The organism is Streptomyces sp. SD31 (assembly GCF_052068475.1).
GTDB lineage: Bacteria > Actinomycetota > Actinomycetes > Streptomycetales > Streptomycetaceae > Streptomyces.
Genome location: NZ_JBQHCX010000006.1, coordinates 101,086 through 117,071 on the forward strand (window position 1 = coordinate 101,086; position 15,986 = coordinate 117,071).

Genomic DNA, 15,986 nt, shown 5'->3' on the forward strand with positions numbered 1-15,986 from the left:
GGTGGACAGCCCTGGACCTGGTCTCATGAGCAGGTGTTCTCCATCACTGCTGGTGAATCCCACGCCGGGAACTGGTCCTCAGGCTGCAACGTCCTGCCCTCGGCCCGGGACCAGGCGGCCCAGCGCCAGCCGTGCCACGCGTGGCCAGTCGGCCGTCGCTCCGCTCGCCCGTCGTGGTGTACCGGGGCGACGGCGTGGCACACGCACCCGGAGTGCTCCGGCTGCGCTGCGGCACACGACGGGTGACGGGAGAACGACGTGCTCTCCGTCGATGCCGACCGGGAGGGTGTCCGTGCCGGCTTCGACGACGACTTCTCCGGCACTCAGCCGCATGAGTCCCCCGGAGCGCCGACCGCGCACCAAGCGGGCAGCCTGAGCGGTGTTGGCGACCCGCACGCACACCACGCCGAGGAGGCCCGAGTCCAGCCGTTCCCTGCGCCCCGGATGGGCCGCGTCGACGGCACGTCCGTAGGGATTGTTGCTGACGAGCAGTGCCTGCAGGCCCTCGACGGACGCTCCGTCGGCCCGCGCTCGCAGTCTGGGCGCGTCCTCGCCGGCGAGGAGGCCAGGGAGGATGCGCAGGGTCGTGCGGGCCTTGGCCTCCCGGTACGCGGGGTCGGTGACGACGGACGCATACGTCCCGAACGAGGCGTTGTTGACGAAGACCCGGTCCGCGGCGTACCCGAGGTCGACACGGAGTTCGACGCCGTCGGTCAGGGACTTCAGGGCCGCCGCCGGATCGTCGCGGTCGAGGCCGAGGTCGAGCGCGAAGTGGTTGCGGGTACCGGCGGGAATCACCACGAACGGCACGTCATAGTGGGCTGCCACCTCGGCCACCAGCGCCTGGGTGCCGTCGCCGCCCGCCACCGCCAGCAGATCGGCTCCCTCGGTGACGGCCTGCCGGGCCAGTTCGGCGACGTCCTGGCCCGCGTCGAGCAGGACCACCCGGCAGCCCGCCGCCCCGGCCTTCTCCACCAGGTGGAAACGGCTCACCTTGCCGCCACCGGAGCGCGGATTCATGACGATCCAGGGGGTGCCGGGCGGCTCTGCGACAACCTGTTCGGACTGCTCGGAGGCGGTGTGCCCGCGGCTCAGGGCCGTACGTGCCGCCGTGATGGCCAGTACCCACAGGGCCAGCGACAGCAAGGCCGGTCCCAGCATGCCGAACGTGGCATACAGGGCCAGGACAGCGATCGGCGCGGCCACCGACAGGGCCGCGCCGAGGCCACGGAGCACTCCGGTGTGCGCCAGGGTCCACCACACCCCGACGGCGGCGAGCGCCAGTCCGGCGACGCCTACCAGCACCCACAGCACGCTCCGCAGACCGGCGGCGACGAGCGGCACCAGGATGCTTCCCAGCAGGGCGAGCACGGCGAGGCGGGCCCGTCCGGCGCTGCCCTCGCGTATGGTCGCGGACCCTGCCTCTCCCGAGCCCCCCGTGTTCCGGCCGTGTGGTCCCACCTGTGGGCCCTTCTCTTCCGCCTCACATCCTGTGCGGTGGACGCTCCTCGGACAGGGCGAAGGGATTGTCGCGCCGGACCGTGCACAGGGCCCAGATGACGAAGCCCGAGATCGCGATCATCACGACCGACCACACCGGGTAGTACGGCAGGGAGAGGAAGTTGGCGATGATGACGAGTCCGGCGATGGCCACGCCGGCGACGCGCGCCCACATCGCTGTCTTGAGCAGCCCTGCGCTGACGATCACGGCGACCACACCCAGAGCGAGGTGGATCCAGCCCCAGCTGGTCAGGTCGAACTCGAACACGTAGTTGCGCGTCGTGACGAAGATGTCGTCCTCGGCGATGGCCATGATGCCCCGGAAGATATCGAGCAGTCCGGCGATGGCGAGCATCACGGCTGCGAAGGCGGTCAGGCCGCCTGCCCATGCCTGCTCCGTCGTGTGTGCAGGCCGTGTGTGTGTCCCGGTCATCTTGCGCCTCGTCTCGTGTTGTCGGGATGCTCAGCGGCCGGTGGTATGAGTGGGGGAGCCCGAGGGCTCCGCCGGACCGTGGCCGGCCAGGACCAGTTCCTTGGCCCTGCGGAACTCCTCGTCCGTGATGGCGCCGCGCTCGCGGATCTCGGACAGCCTGGCGAGCTCGTCGACGCTGCTCGGCCGGGCGCCGGTCGCGGTCTCCCTGATGTAGGCCTTGAACTCGTCCTGCTGGGCACGCGCCTGCGCGACCTCCCGGCGGCCCATGTTCTTGCCGCGGGCGATCACGTAGACGAACACGCCCAGGAAGGGCAGGACGAGGCAGAACACCAGCCAGCCGGCCTTCGCCCAACCGCTCAGCCGGTCGTCACGGAAGATGTCGACGATGATCCGGAAGAGCAGGACGAACCACATGATCCACAGGAAGAACCAGAACATGGTCCAGAAAGCGCTCAGCAGCGGAAAGTCGTACGCCAGGTAAGTCTGCGCACTCATGTCGGTCCTCCGTCCAGGGGCTTCGCCCGGCAGCGGTTCTCTGCCGTCTTCAGCGTGCCCACGGCAAGCGCCGGGCTGCCTCACCCGGCGCGGGTGAGTGTGCACGCGCTGCCCGGTCACGGGCATCAGCAGCGGGCGCGCGGTGAGGGACGACTGCGTGGCCCGCTGTACGGGAGCCCTCACGACGTTGGGCGCCGACAGGCGGGACAGCAGCAGGTCCGTGGACCCGGTCCAGGGACGCGGACGGCAGGCAGGCCGCGACCCGCTCGGCCGCGTGCCCGCCGGACGCCGTGCGGCAGCCGAGCGTCGTGCGCTTGCGGAGCGTCGTGCGCCCGCGGGGCGCGCGCCTCGAGGCCGGGCTTCCCGGCCATGCCTCACGGGGCGGCCCGTTCCGCCGCCTGGTCCACCGCCCGTTCGGCCGGTCCGGCGGCAGCTGCGAGGATCGCCAGGATGATCAGGACGACCAGGGCGACGCCGAGAACCAGCGCCACCGCTCCGACCGTGGGGTGGTTCCAGAGCAGCAGCGTCAGCGCTCCGGCCGCGATGACGCCACCGGTGGTCCACGCCCGGTGGTCCGCCAGCCAGCGTCCGGTGGACCCGGTGCGCATTCCAGCGCGGCGCAGCCCCTGACCGGCGGCCGCCGTGCCTCGTTCCGCCGTCGTGCGGACGGCGCGGGCGGGGCGACCGGGACCGTACAGGTACGCCACCAACGCGATGATCACCGCGACGACCAGCAGGGTGCGCGTGCTGTCGCGCAAGAACCGGACGAACGTGTCGTAGATCGCCGCGGCCGCGTCGGCGGGCAGTGCCGTGGGCGGGACCGAGTCCAGATAGACCCGTCGCATGACGGCCAGCGCGACGAGCAGTACGACCATCATCACGCCGACACCCGTCGCGGTGATCATCAGCATCACCCGGTGTGCGGGCGCGGTCCAAACGGCGAGCGCGGCGAGTACGACGGTCAGGACGGGCAGCCAGGTGCCGAGGATGTCCAGCAGCCGCATCGCGTCCTGCGCCTTGCCCAGTTTCTCCGTCTCGAACAGTGTGATCGTCCGGTCGGTGTCCGGGATGGCGGCCGCCTTGTCGAAGCCCGCGTCGACGAGCTCCTCCCGTACCTCGTTGACGACCTCTCCCACGTCCAGTCGGACGGTCCCGCCCTCGGCGCGCACGGCACCCTCGTTCTCCCCGGTCAGCATGTTCACCACGGCGGCGTGCGACCGCCGGTTTGCGCCCTCCCACACCTGCTGGAAGGCATCGCCGGTGATCACGCGGGTGACAATGCGGTCCACGACGCTCCTGACCGCGTTCTGCAGCGGACCCGTGAGGGATTCGGCCCCCTCCACGACGCGGGGTGGTGCCCCGGCGTCCTGGAGGGCCTGGGTGAGGGCGTCCGTCACCGCCGCGACGTCCACGTTCTTCACCACGCGGTCCGTAAGCCGGTTGATCACGACCTCCTGCACGGGCGGCTCGGACGCCAGCGGGGCCACGGTCTCCACGTACCGGTCGGTGTCGGAGACCGTGTCCTGGACCCAGGCCGCCACGACGGCCATGGGCGCCAGCAGCAGGGCCAGCAGGAGGAGGACCGAGGAGCCGGCCTGGCGCAGCCGCCGGTGGCGTACCGCCGCGTGACGGCGCAGTCGCTCGTATTCCGCTCGCTCCTCGGCGGTCAGGACGTGTTCCTGGTGGGAGGATCCGCCGGGATCCGGCGGATCCGGGGTGGCGGCCGGGTTCATGGATGCTCCCTTCCGTGTGTGCGCCGCCCCGACCGCGATGGTCGCCGCTTGGGATGACGGAGCGGGAGGAGACCGAGCGGGCCCGGTGCGTCTGTCACGCCCGCCTGAGCGGCGGGCGAGGTGTCAGGCCGTCCTGGCGGGGGCGTGCGGCCCCGTGATGTGCGCCTTTCGGAGCGCGGCCCGCCACGCGAAGGCGAGCACCGCCTCGGCCAGGCCGAGCAGAACGAGCCACAGGCCGAGCAGCCGCGTCAGGGCGCGGGCCGACTCGGCCGGCAGGGCGAGCACCACGATCCCCGCGACAATGGCGAGTACGGCGGCACCCGTGACGACGCCACGGTGCGGCAGGTCCTCGATGGAGAGGGCCGTGTAGAGGGTGAGGATGCCGGACACGAGCCAGACGATTCCGGTGATCAGCGAGAGAGCGGCGATCGTCTGCAGCGGGTTCCGCAGGCACTGCACCCCGGCGAGGACGTACAGCACGGCCAAGAGCAGCCCCGGGAGCCGTTCGTGCGCCTCCCGCGCGAAGACGTCCACGAACCGGAACGCCCCGGTCACCAGCAGGTACAGGCCGATGAGGACCGCCAGGACGTGCAGGGTCGCGTCCGGCCGGACAAGGATCAGGACGCCCGGCACCAACGTCGAAAGGGCCGCGCCCAGGATCCAGGTCCAGGAACGACCGAGCCGCGCGAGTACGTCCGCGGAGTCGCCCATCGGACCGGGGGCCGCCCCGTCGGGCTCGTGTTCCTGCCCGGTGTGCGATGCCGGACCACGCGGCATGGTCATGACTCCTCCTCGCGTGATCAGCCGTCGCCTCCGCAAGCCGACGAGGCGGGGTGAGGGCAGTGCGCGAGCACCTGACACGCTTCAGGGTCACGCCTGCCGCTCGGTGACCGGATCACCCACCACGGGTGATCCATCGACGCCGCCATGGCGGTGAGGTGGAGGTCCTTGGCGCCCGGCCAACTGCCTTCCGGCCGGTCGGAACGAGAAGACACGAGATGAACGACCCGAGCACAGCCCGGACGGACCGCGCCCGGTCCGGGCCGGACACGCACCGGCCACGTCGGCGGCTCCGCCCCCGCCGGTGGGCGGCGTTCGTCGCCGTCGCCCGCGCCGTTTTCATCGCGGTCGGCCTCGTCACCGCCTACTACCTGCTGCCTCTGGACGAGCGCGGTACGGCCGGCGCGTCGGTGCTGCTCCTGGGCGGCCTGCTGGCGGTGCTGCTGGTGTTCGCGTGGGAGGTACGAGTCATCGCGCGCTCACCTCACCCGCGGCTGAGGGCCGTCGAGGCCCTGGCCGCCACGCTCGTGCTGTTCCTGGTCCTCTTCGCCGGCGCCTACTACCTGCTGGACCGCTCCGCCCCGGGCTCCTTCAGCGAGTCGCTGACCAGGACGGACGCCCTGTATTTCACACTGACCACGTTCAGCACGGTCGGCTACGGGGACATCACCGCCCACTCCCAGACCGGGCGCGTGCTGACGATGCTGCAGATGGCGGGAGGACTGCTGCTGGTGGGCATCGCCGCACGCGTGCTGGCGGGCGCGGTCGAGGCCGGGCTGCGCCGGCAGCGCCGCGAGCCGTCGACTCAAGCGCGTTCTGGCGCTGACGCCGGGACGCCGGACGAGGAGGCCGGACCGTGACCGTGCCGAGCACTTTCACCGCGTCCCTGTCCCCGGCCGAGCGAGCGGAGTACGGCAGGAACGCCCGCAGACGGGCGTCGCGTTCGTCGCACGGCTGGTACGAGACCGCACAGCAGCGACTCGACCCCATCGAGGTGGTGGAGCTTCAGTCGGCCGAGCGAGTCCCGGAGTTGGTGCCGATCCGCTACGGCCGCATGCTGGAGTCACCGTTCCGCTTCTACCGCGGCGCGGCCGCGATCATGGCAGCCGATCTGGCACCCCTCCCCAACACCGGGCTGCAGGTGCAGCTCTGCGGGGACGCCCACCCGCTGAACTTCCGGCTGCTCGCCTCGCCGGAGCGTCGTCTGGTCTTCGACATCAACGACTTCGACGAGACCCTGCCCGGACCGTTCGAGTGGGACGTCAAACGGCTGGCGGCCGGTTTCGTGACGGCGGCCCGGGCGAACGGCTTCTCGATCAAGGAGCAGAACAGCACGGTGCGGGCCTGCGTGCGGGCGTACCGGGAGCGGATGCGCGAGTTCGCCGGCATGCGCACCCTGGACGTCTGGTACGCCCAGGACGACGCCGACACGATGCGGGAGCTGCTGGCCTCGGCGGGGGACGAGGCGTCGGCGCGCCGTGCAGCCCGCGCGACGGAGCGGGCCCGCACACGTACCCATCTGCGGGCCTTCGCCAAGCTCACCAGGGTCACGGCCCAGGGCCGTCGTATCACTCCCGACCCCCCGCTGATCACGCCGCTGGACCAACTGCTCGACAACCCCTCCGAAGAGGGACGCGAGAGGCAGCTCCGGACCCTCCTGGACGGGTACGCGCGGACCCTGCCGTCCGAACGCCGCCACCTGTTGCGGCACTACCGTCTGGTGGACATGGCCCGGAAGGTGGTGGGCGTCGGCAGTGTCGGCACGCGCTGCTGGATTCTGCTCCTGCTCGGCAGGGACGACGACGATCCGCTTCTGCTTCAGGCCAAGGAAGCCCAGGAGTCGGTGCTGTCCGCCCACACGGGCGGCGACCGCTACGACAACCAGGGGCGCCGGGTCGTCACCGGACAGCGCCTGATCCAGACGACCAGTGACATCTTCCTGGGCTGGACGCACGTCGTAGGCCTCGACGGGCAGGACCGGGACTTCTACGTACGCCAACTGTGGGACTGGAAGGGCATCGCACAGCCGGAGACCATGGGGCCGGACCTGCTCGCCCTCTTCGGCCGGCTGTGCGGGGCGTCCCTGGCACGGGCCCACGCCCGCTCGGGCGATCCCATCGCCCTTGCCGCCTATCTGGGCGCCGGCGACCGCTTCGACCGCGCGCTCACCGAGTTCGCCGAGTCCTACGCCGACCAGAACGAGCGGGACTTCGCCGCGCTGGACACCGCCTGCCGCGAGGGCCGGATCAAGGCGGAGCGGCTCTGAGTACGGCTCCGAGGGCTGCCCCTTGGCAGGTCACGTCACGTGGCACGCCGCCCGTTCCGTCACTCCGGCAGTTGCCGCATCTCCACGACGCGCAGTCCCAGTGACTGGCATCTCGCCAGCAGCCCGTACAGATGCGCCTCGTCCACGACAGGGCCGAACAGGACGGTCTGGCTGGCCATCACCACGTGGCCCAGCTCCGGAAAGGCTTTGGCCAGCGTTTCCGACAGGTGTCCCTCGACTCGGATCTCGTAGCGCACGAGCTGTTCTCCCACGAACGGCAGGGACTGGCGGACGGCGCCCTTACCTGCGATCGTCCGCCTCCGCGCTCCTTCGGGCCTCACCCGGTACAGGTGACCGTCGCCCGGCGACCGGACGCCGGGGATCAATGTGTCAGGACGATCTTGAAGGAGATGATCAGCAGGCCGAGCAACAGATTGACCGACGCGGTGGCGGCCATGAGCCGCGGCGGAGCACCGGCGCGGCGTGCCGCGGCCACGGACCAGCCCACCTGGCCGACCACGGCGACGGACAGGGCCAGCCAGAGGGCACCTCGTACGTCCAGGCCCAGGAGCGGGCTGACGGCCACCGCAGCGGCCGGCGGAACGGCGGCCTTGACGATCGGCCACTCGTCACGGCACACGTGAGCCACGACCCGGCGGTCCAGAGCCTGCTGCGCCAGGCGCGCCCCGAACAGCTGGGCATGCACATGCGCGACCCAGAACACCACGCTGGTGAGCAACAGCAGCAGCACCAACTCGGTGCGGGGGAACGAGCCCAAGGAGCCCGCGCCGATCACCACGGATGCCGCGAGCATGGAGCCGTAGACGCCGCCCGTGTAGTCCGCGTGGGCTCGCCGCTCGGCCCGGCGCTCGGCCCGACGGGCCCCACGGGCCGTGGCCGGGCTGGTGCTGATCCTTGACACTGGTGGCTCCCTCCGAACTCAGCGCGTCGATCCGGTCACTCCTGCCGGTCATCGGCGTCCGGCTGCCGCGGACGGCTTTCCCGGGCGGTCGGCAGGTGGGGCGTGACCAGGAAACTGGCGAGAGCGACACCGCCGGTGGCCAGGACCGCCGCCTTCAGACCGTCCAGCTGCGCGGAGGCGTAGGAGTCCGCGACGGCGTCGACCTCGGACGGCGGCAGCCCGGCGCGCTCCGCCGCCGAGCGCACCTGATCGGTGGGGACGAAGGTGATCCCGGCCTGGAGTGCGACACCGACCTGCTCACGGGTCTGTTCGGACAGCTGCGGATTGTCGTCCACCTGCGTGGTGAAGGCGTGGGCCAGCGCACCGATCAGGATCGACCCGATGAGCGCGGTGCCCAGCGCCGAGCCGAGATTCTGTGCCGTGAACTGGAGCCCTCCCGCCTCACTGCGTTCCTCCTCGCCGACGCTGGACTGGACGACGTTGCCCAGTTGCGAGGCGAGCAGGCCGACGCCCACCCCCAGCAGGGCCATGGCTCCGGCGAACTGCGCGTCGTCGATGACCGGGTCGATGGTGGCGAGGAGCCACACGATGGCCGCCGCAAGGGCCACCAGGGCCAGCCGGACCACCCGCCGCGGCCCCATCACCCGCCCCAGCGAGGACGCGGACAGGGAGGTCACGAGCATGGTGGCGGAGACCGGGAGCAGGCGTATTCCCGTCTCGAAGGCATCGAACCCCTGAACCACCTGCAAATACAGCGGGATGGCGAAGAACAGGCCCAGCAGGATGAGGTTCTGGCTCAGCAGCGTCAACAGGCCGGACCGCAGCACGGGCCTGCCCAGCAGGGACAGGTGCACCAGGGGGTCGGCGCCCTGCTCGTCCCGCCGCCGCTCCCAGTGCCGGAAGACGGCCAGGACGGCCGCCGCGGCGCCGACGACGAACAGTGTCGGGGCGAAGCCGAAGACGGTGAAGGGAGGGTTGCGGGGCTGCACCCAACCCCAAGTGCTGCTCTGCAGCACCCCGAGCACGCCCAGCCCCAGTCCGGCCGCGGAGAGTACCGCGCCGATCCAGTCCAGCCGGGGACGTGGGCCGGTCGGGGCGGGTGTCGCGATCACCCGGCGGCACAGCAGGACGGCCACGACGACCACGACCTCGCCGGCGAAGACCAGCCGCCACGTCAGATACGTCGTCACCCAGCCGCCCAGCAGGGGGCCGACCGCGATTCCGGCGCCGGCGAGGCCGCCGATGACCGCGTAGGCGATGGCCCGGTCCCGCCCGCGGTACGACTCCGCGACGAGGGCGGCCATGGCCGGCAGCACCATGGCGGCTCCGAGGCCCTCGATGACGGACCAGCCCAGCGCCAGGACCCACAGCGTGGGTGCCGCGGCGGTCAGTGCCGACCCGGCGCCGTAGACGACCAGTCCCAGAAGGAACATACGGCGACGCCCCAGAATGTCCCCGAACCTGCCGCCGATGATCATGAAGGCCGCCATGACCAGCGCGTACAAGGTGATGACGGCCTGGATGGCGGTGACCTCCGTGTCGAAGTCCTCGACCAGCTGACTGATGGACACGTTCATGACGGAGGTGTCCAGGACCATCAGGAACTGGGCCGTACCGAGGACCATCAGAGCCCGCCAGTGCTTCACGCTGTTCACCTCGCCGAGTCGGCCCACACACCTGTCCTGGGCGATGCTCAGCCGGCGGCGTCCATCTGCTGGTCGAGGGAGAGAGCGGCCGTGACCAGCGCGAGGTGGGTGAAGGCCTGCGGGAAGTTGCCGAGTTGCTCTCCCGTGGGACCTACTTCCTCCGCGAACAGACCGCCGTGATTGGCGTACGTGAGCATCTTGTCGAAGGCGTACCGGGCCGGTCCGAGCCGTCCCGCCCGTGCGAGCGCGTCCACGTACAGGAAGCTGCACAGCGAGAACGTGCCCTCGCTGCCGCGCAGGCCGTCCGGGGACGCCTCGGGGTCGTAGCGGTAGACGAGGCTGTCGGAGACGAGTTTGGCCATCCTGATGCCCCGGTCGAAGGCCGCCCAGCACATCAGGCGGCTGTAGGTGAAGTCCTTCTGCCCGCCCCGTGTCTCCCGGATTCCCTCGTCGGGCCGGTTCCACGCCTTGACCAGCCAGTCGAGAACGCCGGCCAGGGACTGCCGGCCGTCGTACGGCGGCACCTCGGCGGCGTCGTCGACCGCCTGGGACAGGGCGAGTACCGCCTCCCCGTAGATGTCGAGCTGGAGCTGGCCCGCCGCGTCGTTGCCCACGCGTACCGGTGCGGACCCTCGGTAGCCCTCCAGGTGGTCGAGGACCTCTTCCGGCAGGTCCGGGTCGCCGTCGATCCGGTACATGATCTGCAAGGGTTCACCGTTGACCGTGCGGTTCGCCCTGAGCCGGTCACCGAGCCAGCTGCGGAAGGCGTGCGCTTCCTCGAAGTAGCCGAGCCCCAGCAGGGCACCGACCGACATCGAGCCGTCCCGGACCCAGGTGTAGCGGTAGTCCCAGTTGCGTCCGCCGCCGATCTGCTCCGGCAGCCCCACGGTGGGGGCCGCGACGGGCGCTCCGGTGGGCGCGTAGGTGAGCAGCTTGAGGGTGATGGCCGCCCGGTTCACCATGTCCTGCCAGCGTCCGCGGTACCGGCTGCGGCGGATCCACGCGTGCCAGAAGTCGCGGGTCCACGTCACCGGGCCGGCCGTCTGCAGCGTGGCCCGGGCGCCGGGCGTGTCGAAACGGACGGCGTCTTCGGCGAGGTCGATCCGGTGGCCGGCACGGCCGTAGTCGAAGCGAGGGCGGCACTGAAGGGTGAAGCGGACCCGGCCGCGCGTCACCCGCGGGATGCGGACCAGCCGGTGCCGCCCCGCCGGTCGCTCCGGGTGCTCCACAGGCATGAAGTCGACCACCTCGCCCACTCCGTCCTCCGCGAGGAAGCGGGTCACCAGCACGGCGGTGTCCTGCAGGTACAGCTGGATCGGAGGCCGTGGAGTGTCGGCCCAGACGGCGAAGTGCCCGCCGCGGTTGTGGTCGAGCAGCGAGGCGAACACGCTGGGCGAGTCGAACCTGGGCGCGCACAGCCAGTCGACCGTGCCGTCGGAGGAGACCAGTGCGGCGGTCTGCAGGTCGCCGACCATCCCGTGATCGGCGATCGGGGGATAACGTCGCATGATCGGTGCTCCTTCCGGCGGCACGTCCCGGTCGCCATGGAACGCCCGGTGTATGCCCACCATGGCCACGCCGGACCGGGCCCGCCTCCCCCGCCGCGGGTGAGTCCTCCCGAGGGCCGCCGCCCCCGGAGACCGCTCGCACCCTCGGATGCAGCGGCCCGTGGCGCCGAGAACGCTGGAAGGACATCCTGGTGCGTGTCCTCGACGGCGGTGCGCCGAAAGCGAGCGCGGGACACGGTACCGGGAGGTGAGCTCCATGGCACACGACGCTGCCGGCCGACTGGTGGACGAGACGCCCTTGCGATGCTGGACGCGTTGTTCGAGCAGTCACCGATCGGGCTGCATCTGCGGGATACCGCATTGCGGGTCGTACGGATCAACACCGCGACTCCCGCCATGTGGGGGTGTGGCCGCGGACGAGCTGGCGGGGCGCCCGGCCCGCGAGATCTACAACATGGTCGACGCCGATGTCGAGGCCCTCCTGAGCGAGGTCCTGGACACCGGCATGCCGCTGCTGGGACGCATCGTGTGCGCGAGCGGGCCCGGGCCCGTGTCGGCGTGCTCGACGCCGTACGAGGGGGGCGTGGGCCTCACGCTGGATCCCACCGTGACCGGTGAGGAGTCCGTGACTGCCCCACCTGCGGCACGCCGGCGCCGCAGAGGAGGGCGGACGCGGCCTGTTCATCGCCGCCCGGCTCGCCCAGGCGTGGGGCACCCGGTACACGGCTCCGGGCAAAACGATCTGGACCGAGCAGAAGCTGCCGCCCGTTCCCTGAACGGAACCCCTACGGCGAGCGATCACAGCAGCCGCAGGTCGCGTGCGCGGCGCACCGCGTCGCCCCGCCGGTTCACCGCCAGCTTCCGGTAGACGCTCTTGAGGTGGGTCTTCACCGTGTTCACCGACACGTACAGGTCGGCGGCGATCTCCTCCGTCGACAGCATCCGGGCCAGCCGCTCCAGGACATCGCGCTCGCGTCCGCTCAGTTCCACCGCGACGAGCGCAGGGGACAGCGGCTCCGGCCGGGACCGCTCACCGCGTGGCGGCGGGCCGGGCGTCAGCCAACCCGCTGCCAGCTCGCGCAGCGGAGCCGTGGCCAGGAGAGGCCGGATCCACGCTCCGGCATCGAGGAACGGACGCCGCAGCCGCTCGCGCCGGGCGTCGAGGAGCGCCTGCGCCACGAGCCTGCGGGCGGTGACGGTGTCTCCTGCCTCCTCCGCGGCCTGAGCCCTCACCAGCGCTGCCCTCACAGCCACCGCCGGACCCGTCCCGACCTGGGTGTGGATGCTGTCGAGCAGGTCGATGGCCGCCCCCGGACGTCCTGAGGCGAGCTGGAGCGCCGCGGCCTCGACGGCACACGCCGGCTGGTCGCCGGACACGCTCTGGAGCACCTCGGCGGCTTCGTCCGGCCGTCCTTCGGCCAGGTGGGCGGCGGAGGCGACGAGTGCTCCATGGCTGGCCGCCCAAGGTGAAGTCACGGCGGCGGAGACGGCCGGGTCCGCCGCCTCGATGGCGGCCCGTGCCTTGCCCCTGACCAACAGGAGACGAGCCGTGGCGAGGGCACGTCCAGCTGTCGGAACCGGGTCACGTCTCTCCGACGGGAGGTGGGCCGTCTCGTCGAGGAGGGCCTGGGCTCGGCCCAGTTCGTGGCGGTCCACGGCCACGGCGGCCAGGACCAGCCGTCCGATACCGGAGCCGGACGGTTGGGGCAGGCCGACCTGCTCCGCCTCGGACACCGCCGCCAGGGCCTTGCGCTCCGCCCGGCCGAGCCAGCCGTTCAGATAGTCGAGCAGGGCCAGGTGCGCCCACGACTCCTCCCGGGGCAGCGCGGTGCACGCTCCGCGGGGAGTACCGGCCACGGTGACCAGGGCAGCGCGCGCGTCCTCGAACCGCCCGGCCCACAGACGCGCCGACCCCAGATGGGTCAGCAGCAGAGCGGGGAGTTCGGGATGTTTCCCCAGGAGGTCCTCCGGGACTTCCCGCCGTAGCGCGTCGGCCGCTTCGGCGGCCTTCTCGGCCCTTGGGGGACATCCGGTCAGCCGGGCGGCCAGCGCCTCCAGCAGCGCACAGCTCAGCTGGGCGGATGCCCGGTTGGGCGCATCGTCCGCCAGATGCTCCTCGGCGCGGCGCAGGTTCGCCAGACCATGGTCGAGGTCGAACCGGGACAGATCGCGGGCCGCCCGCACGAGGTCCGTCGCGGGGCTAGTGGCGCCGGGTTCCATGTGGGAGAACAACTGGGCCAGATCGCCTGAGCGCAGGCCGGTGAAGAGCTGGCCGATCGCCAGGTCGTCTATGAGGGCACCGGCGGCGAAATCCCAGTCACCCGCGGCGGCGCCGTGGGCGACGGTCTCCGGCAGGAATCCGAAACGACGCAGCCACCGCGCGGCCCGCCGGTGGAGCTCCGGCTCGACACCGGGCAGGCGCACGCGCAGATGAGCCCGGAGTATCTCCCCGAACAGCGGGTGGAGCCGGTACCAGGATCGTCCGAGGTGCTCGACGAACGCGTTCGCGCGGTACAGCCCGACGAGAATGGGCTCGGCATCGGTCCGGCCGGTCAGCGCGTTGGCAAGATCAGGGCAGAATCGCTCCAGGACGCTGACCCGCAGCAGGAGGTCCTGTGTCTCATCCGTCTGCCCCTTGAGGACCTCGGCCAGCAAGAAGTCCGCGATCGTACTCCGGTCCGCCTCGAACTCCTTCAGGTAGAGCTCCGGGTCGCCGCTCTCCCGAGCGGCCAGGGCGGACAGGCGCAGGCCGGCTGCCCAGCCCCGGGTGCGGTCGACCAGGGCGCGGGCGGCAGGGACCTGAAGGCTCAGCCCGTGCAGCTCCAGCAGCGCGACCGCCTCCTCGGGGGTGAAGGCCAACTCGGCGGCACGGATCTCCGTCAGCTCGCCGGCCGCCCGGTAACGGTGCAGCGGCAGCAGCGGCTCCGTGCGGGTGACAAGGACCAGGTGCAGCCCCTGCCCGGCGTGGTGCAGGACGAACTCCAGCTGCTCCGCGACCTCCGGGGCGGTCACGCGGTCGTATTCGTCGAGCACGACGACCACGGGCCGGTCACGATCGTTCAGTTCGGCGGCTAGCGCTGCCAGGAGCCTGCCATCCACTCGCGCCGCGTCCGCCGGGAACCCGACCGGGCCGGGCGTCAGCGCACCGCAGGCGCGCAGGGCCTGAATGACATACGCCCAGAAGACCCCGGGACGCCGGTCTCCCACTGCGGCGGTGAGCCAGGCGACAGGGAGCCCGAGGCCGGCGGCCCAGTCGGCGGCCAGCAGGGTCTTGCCCGCACCGGCCGGTCCATTGACCAGCGTCATAGGTGTCTGCAGAGCCTGATCGAGGTGCCGGACGAGTCGCCGGCGCCGCAGATATGTGGTGGGCCTCGTCGGCAGCACGATCCGGGTGCGTAGAAACGGGTCCCCCAAGGGATCGGTGCACCGAACGGCTGGACCGACCGGCCCCGGAACGTTCTCCTGGGTCTCTGCCACAGCGCTCTCCACCACTGTCCGGCAAGGCAAGGTCATGGGCTGCGGTCATGGGCTGCGCCTCTTCAATCAGCATCCCAGTCCTCCTGCCGCTTCGCACGGCGCATGGCGGGCACTGGCCAATGCCCCGTTCACCAGGCCATCGCCCTCAGCCGCGGCTCCTTGGCGGGGCAAAAGAGGATGAAGTGGCCATGCCGCCTGGATCAGGATGACTCGTGATAGATACGATCTGTGTCACACATGGAGAATCCGAACACTGCGGCTTCCCGCAAGGAGCCGTCCCCGGAACGCTCGTTGTTGGCGTCGGTCGTCACCGATCCCGAGCACCTCCCCGAACTCCTCGCCGACTTCGCCGTTCGCCGCATCGGTCCGGCCGTGCCCGAAGCAATTGCCTCGCTTCGGCGGAACCACCCCGACGCCACCGAAGCAGAGCTCCGGGCCGGGGTAGTGGCTCGCGGCCGACGGGCCGTCGTATCGGAGGGATCCGTCGTGGGTGGCCCATTCCTCGTGCTCATTCCCGTAGCGTTCTGCGCGGCGCTTCTCCGCCAGGCACGTACCGTCCTGGAGCTGGCCGCCCTTGACGGGCGCGACCCCACGGCGAACGCCCGCGCCGGCGAACTCCTGGTCCTACAGGGCGTGTACGAGGACACCGGGCAGGCGCAGCACGCGCTCGCCCGGATGGGACATGCTGCCCGCGCACCCACCCGCCGCCGCAGCCGATGGGCGGCCCTGTGGGACGTCACCCTGCGTATGGCCCGCCTCCTGGGCGTGCTCACGCCTGGCGACGAGAGGCAGGAGGCAGGCGGGCGCGTGCGCCGGGTCGCCGTCCAGGCCGGGCGGTGGCTGCTCCTCGGCCTGGTCTTCCTGGTCGGACTGGTCGCCCCTCTCGTCTGGCTCCCGTATATGGCGATGTCCTACCAGCGCGCCGACGCCCGCCTGGCAGACCGTGTCCTCGCCTACTACTTCGCCGACACCGCACCCACACCGCGCCACCGGACCGCCCGCCCCGAACCGGAAGCAGTGGCGGCCGCACTCCGCGCACTTCTCTCTCTGCTCGTGCCGATCGTCCTTACCGTCGTGACCTTCCTCGCGGGCCTGCGCATCGCCGACAGCAGCTGGCCGGTCCTCGGCATCGCCCTGGCCGTGGCGTCCGCCGCAGTCGGCGCGCTCTGGTACCGGCGCCACCACAGGCCCCTTTGACCGTGAGGCGTATCACTGCTGACGTCCCC

At 71.3% G+C, this 15,986-nt stretch carries 13 protein-coding genes and 1 pseudogene; 4 read left to right on the forward strand and 10 right to left on the reverse strand.

Going from position 1 to position 15,986, the window contains the following annotated elements; all coding sequences use genetic code 11:
* Positions 1-78 precede the first annotated feature (78 nt).
* From ACTMVF_RS14700 to ACTMVF_RS14720, 5 genes are all read right to left on the reverse strand, one after another.
* Positions 79-1,461, reverse strand: a complete 1,383-nt coding sequence (locus ACTMVF_RS14700; RefSeq protein WP_441271455.1) for a diacylglycerol/lipid kinase family protein — start codon at positions 1,459-1,461, stop codon at positions 79-81.
* A 22-nt stretch (positions 1,462-1,483) separates the two neighbouring features.
* The gene (locus tag ACTMVF_RS14705; RefSeq protein ID WP_441271456.1) at positions 1,484-1,933 is read right to left on the reverse strand and encodes a DUF7144 family membrane protein; all 450 of its coding nucleotides are present in this window, start codon (positions 1,931-1,933) and stop codon (positions 1,484-1,486) included.
* Positions 1,934-1,963: 30 nt separating this feature from the next.
* Complete coding sequence (locus tag ACTMVF_RS14710) at positions 1,964-2,428, reverse strand: SHOCT domain-containing protein (RefSeq protein WP_441271457.1); 465 nt, start codon at positions 2,426-2,428, stop codon at positions 1,964-1,966.
* Between the two features lie 374 nt (positions 2,429-2,802).
* A complete protein-coding gene (locus ACTMVF_RS14715; protein WP_441271458.1) occupies positions 2,803-4,161 on the reverse strand; it encodes a hypothetical protein in 1,359 nt (452 codons plus the stop codon).
* 123 nt (positions 4,162-4,284) lie between these two features.
* On the reverse strand, positions 4,285-4,944 hold the full coding sequence (locus tag ACTMVF_RS14720) for an HdeD family acid-resistance protein (RefSeq protein WP_441271459.1): 660 nt from the start codon (positions 4,942-4,944) through the stop codon (positions 4,285-4,287).
* A 215-nt stretch (positions 4,945-5,159) separates the two neighbouring features.
* Between ACTMVF_RS14720 and ACTMVF_RS14725 the strand changes: the two genes are divergently transcribed.
* Entirely contained in the window at positions 5,160-5,801 is a 642-nt protein-coding gene (locus tag ACTMVF_RS14725) for a potassium channel family protein (RefSeq protein WP_441271460.1), read from the forward strand.
* Positions 5,798-7,207 (forward strand): DUF2252 domain-containing protein, encoded by a 1,410-nt coding sequence (locus ACTMVF_RS14730; protein WP_441271461.1) that lies wholly within the window; start codon positions 5,798-5,800, stop codon positions 7,205-7,207. Before ACTMVF_RS14725 ends, ACTMVF_RS14730 begins: the two co-directional genes overlap by 4 nt.
* 59 nt (positions 7,208-7,266) lie before the next feature.
* On the opposite strand, the gene ACTMVF_RS14735 is transcribed toward ACTMVF_RS14730, so the two are convergent.
* From ACTMVF_RS14735 to ACTMVF_RS14750, 4 genes are all read right to left on the reverse strand, one after another.
* Positions 7,267-7,464 (reverse strand): hypothetical protein, encoded by a 198-nt coding sequence (locus ACTMVF_RS14735; protein ID WP_441271760.1) that lies wholly within the window; start codon positions 7,462-7,464, stop codon positions 7,267-7,269.
* 125 nt (positions 7,465-7,589) lie between these two features.
* Complete coding sequence (locus ACTMVF_RS14740; RefSeq protein ID WP_441271462.1) at positions 7,590-8,129, reverse strand: hypothetical protein; 540 nt, start codon at positions 8,127-8,129, stop codon at positions 7,590-7,592.
* Positions 8,130-8,164: 35 nt separating this feature from the next.
* Positions 8,165-9,775, reverse strand: coding sequence for an MFS transporter (locus ACTMVF_RS14745; protein ID WP_441271463.1), 1,611 nt, complete (start codon positions 9,773-9,775; stop codon positions 8,165-8,167).
* A gap of 47 nt (positions 9,776-9,822) precedes the next feature.
* A complete protein-coding gene (locus ACTMVF_RS14750) occupies positions 9,823-11,283 on the reverse strand; it encodes a glycoside hydrolase family 15 protein (protein ID WP_441271464.1) in 1,461 nt (486 codons plus the stop codon).
* 632 nt (positions 11,284-11,915) lie between these two features.
* Between ACTMVF_RS14750 and ACTMVF_RS14755 the strand changes: the two are divergent.
* Positions 11,916-12,059: pseudogene (locus tag ACTMVF_RS14755) on the forward strand (ATP-binding protein); the annotation flags it as partial.
* A gap of 22 nt (positions 12,060-12,081) precedes the next feature.
* Here ACTMVF_RS14755 and ACTMVF_RS14760 read toward each other — a convergent pair.
* On the reverse strand, positions 12,082-14,796 hold the full coding sequence (locus tag ACTMVF_RS14760; RefSeq protein WP_441271465.1) for a LuxR C-terminal-related transcriptional regulator: 2,715 nt from the start codon (positions 14,794-14,796) through the stop codon (positions 12,082-12,084).
* Between the two features lie 201 nt (positions 14,797-14,997).
* On the opposite strand from ACTMVF_RS14760, the gene ACTMVF_RS14765 reads away from it, so the two are divergent.
* A complete protein-coding gene (locus ACTMVF_RS14765; protein WP_441271466.1) occupies positions 14,998-15,957 on the forward strand; it encodes a hypothetical protein in 960 nt (319 codons plus the stop codon).
* The last annotated feature ends 29 nt before the right edge of the window (positions 15,958-15,986 follow it).